Origin of the sequence: Vibrio sp. D404a (assembly GCF_030248535.1) — a bacterium.
GTDB lineage: Bacteria > Pseudomonadota > Gammaproteobacteria > Enterobacterales > Vibrionaceae > Vibrio.
This window is the reverse complement of the sequence record NZ_JAHGAJ010000002.1, coordinates 200,041-213,671: the sequence shown is the minus strand read 5'-3', so window position 1 is coordinate 213,671 and position 13,631 is coordinate 200,041. Positions and strand designations below refer to the sequence as shown.

Genomic DNA, 13,631 nt, shown 5'->3' with positions numbered 1-13,631 from the left:
CAGCTTCACCATCACGCCGGATGAGAACTTCAACGGCGATATCGACATGCAGTTTGATATCACCGATGGCACCGATACGATTCAAGCAACCGGTGACTTGACAGTTAATCCTGTTAACGACCTACCGACTGCTGACGATGTAAATTACACCATCGAAGAGGATGGCTCACTAACCTTCACTGATGCCGATCTACTTGCTGGCGCTGCGGACATTGATGGTGATGACCTATCTATCGCTGATGTGTCTTACACGGGTGCAGACGGTGTGTTCACGGACAACGGTGACGGTACCTACAGCTTTGCTCCGAATGAGAACTTCAATGGTGATGTGAATCTTGAGTTCTCCGTGAGTGACGGCCAAGGCGGCAGCGTCGATGCCAACATCAACGTGACGGTAACTGACGTTAACGATGCCCCAGTGGCGGGTTCAACGTCTTACCAAATGAACGAGGATGGCACCATCACGCTAAGCCCAGAGCAGTTGATTGCGAACAGCTCAGACGTGGATGGCGAAGTGTCTCTGGATAGCGTGAGCTACTCGGGTACGGATGGCATCCTAACTCAGAACGAAGATGGCTCAGTCACGTTCGCGCCAAACGAGAACTTCAATGGTGACATCAGCCTAGATGTGGTTGTAACCGACGATGACGGTGCAACAGCAACAACAACGGCAGGTATCGAAGTTCTGGCTGTGAACGATGGACCTGAATCAGAGGACGTCAATCTAACCACAGCCGAAGACAGCACTATTCTTATCACACAAGAAATGCTGCTGGCTCAAGCGACAGATATCGACAACACCGCTGACGAACTATCTGCTTCTGGCCTACAGATAGACCCTAGCTTAGGTGAGCTGTTAGATAACGAAGATGGTACTTGGTCATTCACGCCAAATGAAAACTTCAATGGCGATGTGCCAATGACGTTTAACGTTAGCGATGGACAAGCTACGATTTCAGTCGACGGCAATATCGATGTAACGCCTGTCAATGATGCACCTGATGCTCCAACCATTCAGATGCAAGGCGAAGAAGATGTAGTCATGGTGATTGACCCAGCCTACATCGCGGATCAAGTGACGGATCTTGATGGTGACGAAATCAGCATCGAAAGCATCACGGTTCGTGCACCAGCAAATGCGACCTTAACTCAACAACCAGACGGCATGTATCACTTAGTCACTACTCAAGACTTCAATGGCTTGGTAGAGCTAGGTTATCAAGCAACAGATGGCGAAGAAGTGGTTGATGGCTCGCTGAATGTGGATGTTATCCCGGTTAACGACGCTCCATTCAATGTCGGTAACGCAATGATGACCACAGACGAAGATGGCGCGTTCACCTTCGACGCTGGCGACTTGATGAACTTGTTTGGTGACATTGATACCGCTGACCTTGTGGTTTCACGCATTATCACCGCTGACGGTGAAGATGGCGGTGAAGTGTCTGACAACGGTGATGGTACTTGGACATTCACACCAACAGGCGACTTCGCAGGCGTGTCTGACCTACAAGTTGTTGTCAGTGACGGTGAGTTTGAGACGGTGCTTGATGTACCTGTTTATGTTCGTCCTGTCGCTGATGGTGCGGTTATCTCTACGGACCATGACGGTCCGCTGGTATTCGGTGAAGATGAAACAGGACACTTAGGTCTGAACGTTGGCCTAGTGGATGATTCAGAGACGCTAAGTAACCTCGTTATGACAGGTTTCCCTGTTGGATTTGAGGTGAGCGATGGCGTGAATACCGTGATGATCACCGAGCCGGGACAATACATTGACCTGTTCGATTGGGATATCTCAAACTTGGAGATGACGCCTCCTGAAAACTTCAGTGGTGAGTTCTTCGTAACCGTGAGTGCAACAACGGTTGATTACGGAGATGAGCCGGAAGCATTTGAAGATGGTATCGATTCTGGTGACTTCGAAACCTTAGCAGGAGATTCGATTATCCTAACTGCGGATGACTTGATCGGATTAGCTGAGAATGTTGAAGCAGACAGCGATGATGAAGTGAAACTGGTTCATCTTGCAGACCGTAGCCAAGGTGAGATTGTCGATAATGGAGATGGCACTTGGACGTTCACACCGGCACCTGGCTTTACGGGTGAAGCCGATATTGCTTATGTGATTGATAAAGATGGTGTCCTTCATGATGAGCAGACAGGTGTCGTCGTTAAAGAAGAGGGCACACCAGAGAATGCAGAGCCTGAAGTGGATAGCATTGCTACTACGGAAATCGCTGCACACTCAACCTTGTCGTTCACTGATGAAGACATGTTAGCGAACCTGAGCGATGCAGAAGGTGATAACTTGAGCATTGAATCAGTGAGCTTGATGGAAGGTCAGGGTCTTATCGAAAGCGATAACCAAGGCAACTATGAGTTCACACCTGCTGAAGGCTACACCGGTGATGTTCAAGTTGGATTTGTAGCAACCGATGGCGAAAATCGCATCGAAAGCTTCTTCAATGTCGATATTCAAGGTGGCGATGAAGCAACCACAAGTGAAGGTTATGCGTTGGCTGACGATGGTTCATTAACTCTCACAGATGCACAGTTGGTTGATGAGTTGGGCTTGAGTGACACAGCAGAGATTGTCGATGTAGCAGACGCTAACGACGCTGGTTTCTTTGCCGAGTCTGGTGAAGGTGAGTGGACCTACTGGCCGAACGAAGACTTCGATGGCAACTTAGCTATGAATGTCGACGTAAACGATGGCGGTGAGGTATCGAGTCATAGCTTAAGCATCCAAGTTGCTGATGAATCAGTTCAAAGTGAAGAGCCACAAGCAGAAGCTGCTCAAGAAACAGAAGAGCAGCAAGTGGAAGCCGCACAACAAACTGATGAACAAGCACAAGATGCTGAAGCGGAAGACAGCGTTGCCGATGTCACAGTAGCACCAGGCGATACAATCTCTATCTCGATTCCAGATGAGGTGAGTGGTAATGAGTCGGTGGATTACGCTGAGATGTCTGGCTTACCAGAGGGAGCTACAGTGAGTAATGCTCTGGATAACGGTGATGGTAGCTTCACTATCAGTGGTAACTTAGAGCAGCCAGTATCGGTTGGCCTACCGGAGGGTTACGAAGGTACTAGCGAGATCCAATTCCAAGGTTACGACGAGTTGGGCAGCTCAATAGACGGTGCAATCGGCTCTGTTGAAGTTGAAGTGGATGATCAATACACCATGCAAGGTTCTACTCAAGAGCAGCAACCAGACATGGCAGGTATGGAATCTGGAGACAGCGATTGGACAAGTGCTGGTGGTCAAGACCAAGGTGTTGACTTCACAGACGACTCTGGAAGCTTCGATTCAGGTTCACAATCTGGAAACGATCAAAACAACGACTTCGACCAAAGCTCAATCTAACCGAAAGGGTTGGTTTAATTGGAGTCTACAACTAAATAGGGCAGCGTAATGTTGCCCTGCCTAAGCCATACAGAGTGAGCTTTGTATGGCTTTTTTATTTTTTGTCTATCAAAGAAAAACTTGCGTTAAAAATCTTGAGAATGGAAAAAAATGTTCTTAATTATTAGAAGAGTCAGTTAAAAGGAGGGGATGACATGTATCGGTATGTCAGTTCGCCACAAGCGCCAAAATATATAGTGCCGCCACCACAACACCGAGAGTTGTCCTGTGTGGATGTGCCTGAATCAGAATTAGAGATGCGAGAAATTTTGAATAATTGGTTTTCAGATGGGCTAGCTCCTATTATAGAAAGCGATGACGACTTTATTGCCGCGAATGATCATGCGAGATTTGAACAGCTCAGTCGCACCGTAGGTACGCTATTAAGAAACAAAGATTATTATTTTGCGGCGAAACGGATCTTGTCTCTATGGGAGCAGGATCGCTTCGAAACTACCTATGTTAACTATCTGATTCTACGTAGCGAAAGGGCGAACCCTTACAGGTAAGCCTGTACTTATAGCTCGTTAAGTAAACTGGTTCGTTAAACAGACCGGCTACTTAAAGTAAATTACCTATATAAGTAGTTTGCCTGCCTCCAGTCATCCTCCGAAGATTTGCCTATCTTGAGAGTGTTCTTTTTAACAAACAAAAAGGGCAAGCTTGTTAAGCCCACCCTGATGATTTTGTAACAAATTGATTATTGTCTAATAAAACCTTTATCAGCGTTTGTGTATCAACTTATCACCAACTGTTAAACCCAGCCATCGAACGTGAGTCGCTTCTTGATTCTTTCTACCGCCTCTTTCTGCATCTGCCTCACTCGTTCATTTGATACACTGGTGTCTAGTATCTGCCCAACTTCCGAAAGTGTTTTTACATTGTTTCCGAACAAACCAAAACGATGGATCAAAACTATTTGGAGCTTAGGAGGTAGGGTATTGATGATCTGCTCTAAGGCGTCGGTAAAAGATTGATTCTCGCAATCATGTTGAGGGTCACAAAGATATTCGCTTTCACACTGCTCTAGTGCAAGTGGAGCATTGTTGATGTCTACCGTTGTTGTAACGTCGATAAAACCACTGAGTGCCACGAGTTGATCAACACGCTCAGCTTTTACACCAGAATTGTCAGATAGCTCAGAAATGGACACTTCTTTGTTCATTTTCTTACTTACATCGACTTTTTTTGATGCAAGGCTGTTGATCTCTTTGCATACATGAGCAGGTAAACGAACTGTACGTCCTTTGTTCATTAGAGCCGCTTCGATGTTTTCACGAATCCACCATACCGCATAAGTAGAAAAGCGGAAGCCTGGCTCAGGGTCATACTTATCTATGGCCTTAATTAAACCGATGTTACCTTCTTCAATCAGATCGAGCAGGGTAAAGTTATTCCCTTTGCGCTTGAGGTAGCTCTTTGCAATCTTAACCACAAGGCGTAAGTTGGATTCGATCATCACATCACGGGCATTTTTGTCACCCGCGCGATTTAACTTCGCGTAATACAACTCGTCTTCGCGAGACAACAAATCGATACCCACAATATCCTTGAGATAGTGAGCATAAGGATCTGCAGTGGTGGAAAATGATTCATTAATGGGCGCTTCATCCATTAGCCCTTGGAACGCAGCAATACTATCGTTGTTCATTTCCGTGTCCTTATCTAGCCGACTGAACGCTTCACCTTATTATGAGACTAGGTGATTAACGTATAGTTTCATCTGAGTATAGATAACACTTTGTTACTTACCAATAAATAATATGAGTTTCCGTAGATTTATGTCACAAAGATGGGTACAAGATTCTAACAATCTTGCAGTTGGACGGTTGCTTAGGTGATGAACTTAGGCTTATTTATAAAACATCTAAATGCTGGTTCATCTTTCATAAAGCTAACGAGATTGATTGCTAATGAAACTTATATTTTTATCTAACTTGTGATGGGACTGACTTCATAATTGGATTGGTCGTTGTATTATTTTATCCCCACTGGTTTTCAGTTGGCCTTTCTTATTATCTAGAACAGGCCACTACGTAGATTATAATGGATTTTTAACTTTGCAAATAACGGTATCTTATTTAAATTGTTGATTTTTATGTGTTTTGGTTTTGGTTTTGGTTTTGTTTTTATTGGCGATTGCGATGTGGTTTAGAAAGGTAGTCTATACTTCATTGTTATTATTACTCTTCGATTAATTATGTTGCAAATACCGAGTTTTTATTTTTATATAAAAGCTGTGTGTTATTTATATTGGTTTATAAGAGATTAAATGATCTATATTATTGGTTTAAAATTAGCCGCTGAAAGGTAAATATCCATTATCACGCCTTTATTTGTAAATACCAAACGCCAAGTTAGGCTATTTAATAACGATGCGTTTACTATGTTGGATAGCCATGATTTATGTATGGCGATTGTGGCTTGTGCAAGAGTATGTCAAATCAAAGTACCTTCTGTCACAACCACTCAGTTTTGCCACATGCTGTTACATTTTACCGGAGGAATAATTGTTGGCGTCCGTTGAGTTCATTAGACACTCGTTGCATTATTCCTAAACTGAATTTTCTACCTGTTAAGTATCTACCTAATGAATTTGGCTCAAGTCGACCTAAACCTTTTGGTCATTTTAAAGCAGTTGCTGGAAGAGAAGCATGTATCTAATACCGCATTGGCATTGGATATGAGCCAACCTACGATCAGCCGCTCATTGCAGAAACTTCGCACCGTATTTAACGATGATTTGTTGGTGCGTGGCACTTACGGTTATGAATTAACGCCGAAAGCTGAATCTATCAAACAAGATCTAACATCTGTTTTAGGACGATTGGAAAAGTTGGTTGCCGGTGATGTCTTCGAGCCAAAGCACAGTGATGCAACCGTTCGATTCTTCGGATTGGTACCACAAGTGACACAATTGATGCCAAAGGTGATGGCTGAAATTCGTCGAGAGGCTCCGAATATGGTCGTTGATATCGATTCTATTCCTAAGCGTCCTTTTGAAAGCCTGTTGTCTGGGGATGCCCACTTTGTTTTGTCTACTCATGAGCCACTAAGTTCAGAACAAAATCTATATCGTACTTTTGTTACCAGTCGAGATTATCGATTACTCATGAGTAAAGATCATCCACTAGCTGATAAAGAGATAACAGTCGACGATTTGCTGAATAGCCAACTAGGTCAGATCTCCCTTCAAGGTGATAAACGACTTTCCATCGAACATCGCTTTAAAGAGCTGGGTCTCATTGACAAGCAGCGAAAGCTCTCAATTCCAATTCAGCTCTCTAATTTCAATGTCGCACCAGATATCGCAGAAACCACGGATATCATATTTCACCTGCCTACGCCATTTGCTCAGCAAGCGGCGAAGCAACGTGATTTGGTTTGTAAGAGGGTACCAAAGGCGCTGCGACACCCTAGTGAAGATGTCTATTTATATTGGCATAAACGTTTTCACAATGATCCTATGTGCCAGTGGATTCGTCGTATCTTTAAAGATCTTTATGCCTAAGTAACAGCCTTTCTTGCTAGCTTTTTAAGTTGTAACCACATTTAGCCGAACATAAACAAAATAGAAATAAGCTCCTTGTATGCTATCCATCTCGACAATATCGAGATGGATATGGAAGCAAATTTGTATTCTCAAATTAAATACTGGGAATTACATAGGGGTATGAAACTTTTATTGATGTAAATGGTAACCGAATGTCTAATGCAAACCATTATCATTTATAAATAAAAGCCAATATCCCATGACTGACCGTTCGTTATTATCTCGTAAACCGCTATCTATCGCCGTAGCGCTCATTTGTTCTTCACTCTCAGCCACCTCTTTTGCTAGTGAGTCTAGCCAGAATACACAAACTGAAACTGATGAGCAGATGGTAGTCACGGCAACTCGAACTGAGACATCACTGAAACAAGCTCCGGCGTCAATGTCGGTGATCACCGCTGATGATATCGAGAATAATCCAGGTATCACGCTGGCAGATATCGTAGCTGACTCAACCAGTGTCGAATCTGATTTCGACAGTACGCGAGCGGGTCGTCAGATGATCTCTATTCGTGGTATGGACTCAGACTACACGTTGATCATGGTGAATGGCCGACGTTTGAGCTCAGCAAGCGCAATCATTCGTGGTAATGACTTTGATCTTTCAACCATCCCGGTCGAGTCTATCGAGCGTGTAGAGATCATTCGTGGCCCAATGTCAGCACTGTATGGCTCTGATGGTATGGGCGGTACGATTAACATCATCACCAAAGCGCCTCAAAACGACTGGAGCTCAACATTGAGCATGGATACCTCGTCACCTATGGACGGTAACGGCGGTCAAGAGCACTCAGTCGGCTTAACAACGTCTGGCGCTCTTATCGAAGACGAACTGTTTGCTCGTTTCTCTGTAAACCAAACCAGTCGTGACGCTTGGCAGCCTTACACCGGTACCCACAGTGCGGGTCATGATAGAGAAGATGTTACGGCTCTAGAAGGGCGCGATACTCTTAGCTTACTTGCGACGTTGACGTGGCACGCAACAGACAACCAAACGATCGATTTAGACCTTGGTTACAGCGACGATGAACGTGATACAGCAGCAGAACATGCAACGGGTTTAAATATTTCTAACTCAAACGTCAAACGTAATAGCCAAGCGTTAACGCACAGCGGTTACTGGAGTTGGGGTGATACTAAAGTTCGTTACTCTCGTGAGAATGTTGTTGATAAAAATGCTGCTGATGTAGGTAGTTCGACACGTGACGTTGAAGAGCTTACGCAAATTTTTGAAGCATCGGCAACGAGCTATCTTGGTGATAATCATATTGTGACCTTCGGTCTTGATTATCAATTGAGTGAGCTTACTAACGAAGAAAACGTTACAGGCGCTCCTGCCAAAGCGTATCAAGGTGCGTTGTTCATTCAAGATCAGTGGAACGTTACTGAACAATTGACAGCAACACTGGGCGGTCGTTTAGATAAACACGAAAAATACGGCGAAGAATTTAGCCCTCGTGTGTACTTAGTCCACCAAACGACGGATGATCTTGTAATCAAAGGTGGTGTGGGTAAAGCATTTAAAGCGCCGACTCTGACACAAAACCACGCTGGATATACGGTAGCGAGCTGTAAGGGGTGGTGTGACATTGTTGGTAATGAAGATCTAAACCCAGAAACAAGTTGGAACTATGAATTGGCAGCTCTCTACAGCCAACCACGATGGAATATTGAAGGTGCTGTGTTCCGAAACGAGATTCAAGACTTGATCGATCGTGGTGATACTGAATGTCTATCAGGTGGTACATGGGGTGGTAATGGTATCGGTTGTGTTGAAGATGATGGCACTTTTGTAAGTAATGGTACTCGTACTTATGTAAACGTATCAGAAGCTGTTATCCAAGGTGTTGAACTGGCTGGTGGTTTCCAAATCTCCGATGCGTGGGATGTATCAGGTAACTACACGTATTTAGATACAGAGGACAAGTCTACAGGTGAAGAGCTACTTGAGCGCTACAAGCACTCTGGTCTGGTTAAACTGAACTGGAGCCCAACGTATGACCTATCTGCTTTCGTGAGTGCAAGATACCGTGGTGAGCGTCAGATTGAAACAGACCTAACTCAAGATGCATACACGACACTCAACATTGGTACTGTTTATAACGTTAATGACTCAGTACGAATCCGTGCTGGCATTACTAACCTAACGGATGAAGCTGTTTCTCAAGAGCTTGAGAACATGGGTTATGTTGAAGAGCCACGCACATACTACGTCGGTATGACAGCTGATTTCTAATGTGTAAGAAGCATTCTAACGCGTGAGAAACGTTCTAATTTGTGAGAAGCAATAGAACAGTGAATAAACAAAAACGCAGGTCGAAATGGCCTGCGTTTTTTCGTTTTGTTGTTAAGATAGCTCTTGCTTAATGGGCGGGCTTTTTCACACAAGTGATAATAGCGTTACCAGATTGCTGATCCCAAGGCGTCAGTTTTTCATAGTCGTGTTCAAACAAGTGAACGTCAAAGTAAGGCTCAAGAATTTGAACGATCTCTGCAAACGTAAATGCAACCATTGGATGCTCGTCATGCCAAATTTGTGTTTCACCTTGCGTCGTTTTCTCGATACTCAACTTAAGTGCTTGTCGCTCACCATTGCCAGAATAGTACCAACCGGAGCGGAAGGTAAACGCATCTTGCTCTAAATTGCTGGTGTGTCGAACAAAAAGATTGTTATTGATCTTAGCCTTATCAACCACGTTGAAGCAGAAAATACCATCAGGCTTTAAAGCGGCATGGACGCTCTCAATACATGCTTTCAAGTTATCAATACCATCGTTGTAGTGGATGGAATAAAGAAAGCAGGTAATCAAGTCGACCGGTTCATCTACCTTAAAGAAGCTCATATTTTGTTGAGAAAACTGAGCTTCAGGGCAACGAGTCATTGCGATATCCAGCATAGGTTGGTTCAAATCCAATCCAGCACTGGTATAACCATAATCGATAAAGTGGCGAACGTGCGGGCCAGTACCACATGCAAGATCCAAGTGAGTACGACCGGTATTGCCAAAGATTTGATGCAGTCTACGCACGCAATTGCTTTGCGATTGATAGTCGATATCAAGACACATGAGATCGTAGTAACTAGAAAGATCGGTATAGAGTGCATTGGTGCGCATGTTGGCCTTTAGCAATGTGCTTAGAAATGGAGTGGTGGCGCATCGTAAGGGACTCATTTTGCAAAGAGAAACAAAAAGTGTTTTTCGTCACGACCACTGATTTTTTCGTGAGTGGCGTTTGGCTGGATATCGTTTTATGTAGAGGTATATGGGTATGTGCCGATAGGCCTTCTCTATAAAGGCATATTTTTGATCTTGAACTGTAAATGAAGCTTCAGTTATTCTGAATGACTTACTTAAGCAAATAAAGTGCGCTATATCAGCACGATAAAGGAATGAGACTCATGGAAATCAGGAAGGATGACTTGTCAGGTGGAGATGTCATCGCTTTGCTTGAAGAGCATTTAGCGGACATGTATGCCACATCACCAGCGGAAAGTGTTCACGCACTTGATGTAAGCGCATTAAAAGCAGCAGACATTACGTTCTTTAGTGCTTGGAAGGCTGATGTACTGCTCGGCTGCGTTGCGATTAAGGAGCTAGAACCACAACACGCAGAGCTTAAATCGATGCGCACGTCGCGTCACGCAAGAAAGGGTGGGGTAGCAAGTCAACTGTTGCAGCATGTTCTTGATGTTTCTTCAGAGCGTCGTTATCAAACACTCAGCCTAGAAACGGGCAGTGAAGAGTATTTTAAACCAGCCCGAAACCTCTATGAAAAGTTTGGCTTTCGTTATTGTGAGCCATTCGCAGATTACAAGCTCGATCCACACAGCCAATTTATGACCATTGATATCTAGATAGCATGGCAACGTATTTATCCGGCTTTTCTCTTGGCCTATCGTTGATTCTGGCTATCGGTTCGCAAAATGCCTTTGTATTGAAGCAGGGTTTGAAAAACCAACATGTGTTTATCGTCTGTTTAGTGTGCGCTGTCTCTGATGCACTTCTTATCAGTTTTGGCGTGACGGGTTTTGGCGCTATTGTTCAGAAGTTCCCACAGATTGAACAGCTGGCGCGGTATGGCGGAGCACTGTTTTTGGCGGTCTATTCTTTCATGAGTTTTCGTTCTGCGTTTACTGAGCATCATGCTTTGGAAACGCATGTCCAGACCAAAGGCTCATTGCTGAAAGTCGTCTCGGTCTGTTTGGCATTTACTTGGCTGAACCCACATGTGTATCTAGACACGGTTGTGTTGCTTGGATCCATTTCCACCCAATATCAACCGAATGAAATGCAGTTTGCTTTCGGTGCAATTACGGCATCTTTTGTCTTCTTTTTCTCGCTGGGCTTTGGAGCGCGTTTTCTCTCTCCGTTATTCAGCCGTCCGCAATCGTGGAAAATATTGGAGTTTATCGTTGGGATCATCATGGCCACGATCGCATTGAGCCTCATCTTCTAGTTGAACAGGTTACCTGTTAGCAATTGACTAAGGTTCTAGATAGTTTGGAACATGCCTACCTATTCAGATGAAAGGTGGGCGTTTTTGTTTGCACCATAAAAACCGCCCTAAATAGAGCGGTTACGTTAGAAGTTAAAGTGCTGTAACTGTAACTGTAATTGTAAGTCGAAGCGCTTAAACCTTAAATCGACTCATCAGTGTATTAATACTATGGTTAAGTTGCTTAATTTCGGCAGACTCATTCACTTGATTGACACTCAATTTGTTGAGTTCGAGAACGATTTGGTCGATTTCATGAACACTCTTAGTAATGCTCTGTGTAACGGCATTTTGCTCCGCTGATGCACTAGAGATGTCGCTGTTAAAGCTATTAACCACTTCCATCTTTTCGCTTAACTTAGACAGCATATCAACGGCTCGAACAACCTGATTACGAGTTTTCTCGCAGTTTGATTTGGTTAGCTCAATCGATTTAACCAAGCCCTCTGATTGACCTTGAAGATTAGACAAGGCTTCTTCGATTTCTGACGTGCTCTCTTGCGTGCGATTCGCCAATGCACGAACTTCGTCGGCAACCACCGCAAAGCCACGGCCGTGTTCTCCAGCCCTTGCTGCCTCAATCGATGCATTAAGCGCAAGAAGGTTAGTTTGTTCGGCAATACCACCAATAACCGTGACAATAGACTGAATGCTTTGAGATTCGTTCGCCATAGCGATGATGTCATTCGACGTGGTATCGACTTGCTCTTCAAGCGCGTTGATGTAGGACTCAGTTAATACGTTGATCTGCTTGGTTTCATCACTAAATGTTGCTGCGTTGTGAGCGGCTTCAGCAGCAGATTGAGAGTTCTTTTCAACGTCAATCGATGCGTGTGAAAGGCTATCAATCGCTGTCACAACTTGGCTAGTCTCGTCAGTATGAACCTGCAAAACGCTGTTAGTTTCTTGGCAACAACCTTCGATACTGCTCACTTTTCCTTCTAGCACCACGTTTTTCTGCTTAACTTCCGTGATCATGGTCTGTAGTCCGCTGATGAAGATATTGATGTCGCGGGCTATTTTCCCAAGGTCATCATTGGTTTTCTCTTCTAGGCGCTGAGTCAGATCACCGTTCCCTTGCGATAGGTCGTGAACGATATTACGCAGTGAAATGATAGGGTGGTAGAGCATGTTTAATAGCAGAGTCATCACTGCAATCGCGCTGAACACTGCACCAATGATCAGCATTTGGGCGTTAAACACGACATTGTCGAGAGTTTTCATTGCGATTTTAGGGTCGATTACCGAGATCATATGCCATTGGTTAGCGTCGCCAATGTTGACGACCTTAGCCATTAACATCATCTCTTGTTGGTCGATAGAGCCACGAATGAACGATCCCGGTTGATTGGTCGCGACAGCAATCTGAGTAGATTGTGGCAATGAGCTCAACATGCTTTGTGGGGCGATGCTCTCGATAGTAGAAGCGATGATCATGCCTTTGTCATCGACAATCAGGCCGCGCGCTTGATAAATCTCTTCTAGCGCGCCGAGTTTATCCTCAAGGTCATCAAAGCGAAGGTCTGCCATTAATACGCTGTCTTTGAACGAGTACATCACACCGACCATCGGCGTTTGAGTGCTCTTTGTAAAGAATAGGTCGCTTAATGACAGCCCAGAACGTGTTTTGGCAAGCTTGTACCAAGGGCGCGTCGTTGGGTTGTACTTTTCAGGAATACCGATGCCATTGGGGAAAGATTCTGACGGACGCGAGGTATAAGAACGACCATCGTCAAACCCAATTACCATCTTATCAATGCCGCCTAGTTTAGCTGCGTAATGCATTAATGCTTGGTTTTCGACTTCAAAGTTTGCAGCGCTCAGCTCAGTCGCAGTTGACTGAACGACAGAAATCGTACGTTGCACATCTTGCTCAATCTCATTGATCTCAACAGCGAGAGAGCGGTCGATCTCTTTGTAAATCGTCTCTTCTACCTGCTCTTTAGCGAGGTTAAATGAAAACCAATTGGAAGCGATGAGAGAAACAGTGGTGACAGCGGCCACCATAAGGATGAGTTTGCCTTTAAAACCTAGTGGAAATAACGTTTTTATATTTTTCATATTTGTTCACACGAATAGACAAGTGAGTTTAGGTGTTGGTTGTGTGTGCTTGAACGGCTCAGCACGACCAATCAGCTGTAATGTTATTGTATTATTTTTAGGGTATGCAAT

General features: G+C 44.3%; 9 protein-coding genes. 6 read left to right on the top strand and 3 right to left on the bottom strand.

The features are described 5' to 3' along the window. On the top strand, window positions 1-3,370 hold a 3,370-nt coding region (locus tag KI655_RS01370; RefSeq protein WP_285400982.1), incomplete at its 5' end, for a tandem-95 repeat protein. 194 nt (window positions 3,371-3,564) lie between these two features. Then, on the top strand, window positions 3,565-3,918 hold the full coding sequence (locus KI655_RS01365; protein ID WP_285400980.1) for a hypothetical protein: 354 nt from the start codon (window positions 3,565-3,567) through the stop codon (window positions 3,916-3,918). A gap of 245 nt (window positions 3,919-4,163) precedes the next feature. Here KI655_RS01365 and KI655_RS01360 read toward each other — a convergent pair whose 3' ends face one another. Continuing rightward, on the bottom strand, window positions 4,164-5,060 hold the full coding sequence (locus KI655_RS01360; RefSeq protein ID WP_285400978.1) for an RNA polymerase sigma factor RpoD/SigA: 897 nt from the start codon (window positions 5,058-5,060) through the stop codon (window positions 4,164-4,166). A 939-nt stretch (window positions 5,061-5,999) separates the two neighbouring features. Here KI655_RS01360 and KI655_RS01355 point away from each other — a divergent pair. Both KI655_RS01355 and KI655_RS01350 read left to right on the top strand, forming a co-directional pair. Beyond that, window positions 6,000-6,920, top strand: coding sequence for a LysR family transcriptional regulator (locus tag KI655_RS01355; protein ID WP_285400977.1), 921 nt, complete (start codon window positions 6,000-6,002; stop codon window positions 6,918-6,920). Window positions 6,921-7,161: 241 nt separating this feature from the next. After that, window positions 7,162-9,198 carry a TonB-dependent receptor domain-containing protein gene (locus KI655_RS01350; protein ID WP_285400975.1) on the top strand — a complete coding sequence of 679 codons (2,037 nt, stop codon included), beginning with the start codon at window positions 7,162-7,164 and terminating at the stop codon, window positions 9,196-9,198. 127 nt (window positions 9,199-9,325) lie between these two features. Here KI655_RS01350 and KI655_RS01345 read toward each other — a convergent pair whose 3' ends face one another. Continuing rightward, window positions 9,326-10,078 carry a class I SAM-dependent methyltransferase gene (locus tag KI655_RS01345; protein WP_285400973.1) on the bottom strand — a complete coding sequence of 251 codons (753 nt, stop codon included), beginning with the start codon at window positions 10,076-10,078 and terminating at the stop codon, window positions 9,326-9,328. Window positions 10,079-10,362: 284 nt separating this feature from the next. Between KI655_RS01345 and KI655_RS01340 the strand changes: the two genes are divergently transcribed. Both KI655_RS01340 and KI655_RS01335 read left to right on the top strand, forming a co-directional pair. Then, entirely contained in the window at window positions 10,363-10,818 is a 456-nt protein-coding gene (locus tag KI655_RS01340) for a GNAT family N-acetyltransferase (RefSeq protein WP_285400971.1), read from the top strand. Between the two features lie 5 nt (window positions 10,819-10,823). Next, window positions 10,824-11,420, top strand: a complete 597-nt coding sequence (locus KI655_RS01335) for a LysE/ArgO family amino acid transporter (RefSeq protein ID WP_285400969.1) — start codon at window positions 10,824-10,826, stop codon at window positions 11,418-11,420. Between the two features lie 174 nt (window positions 11,421-11,594). On the opposite strand, the gene KI655_RS01330 is transcribed toward KI655_RS01335, so the two are convergent. Further along, window positions 11,595-13,466, bottom strand: a complete 1,872-nt coding sequence (locus tag KI655_RS01330) for a methyl-accepting chemotaxis protein (protein ID WP_306416312.1) — start codon at window positions 13,464-13,466, stop codon at window positions 11,595-11,597. Window positions 13,467-13,631 lie beyond the last annotated feature (165 nt).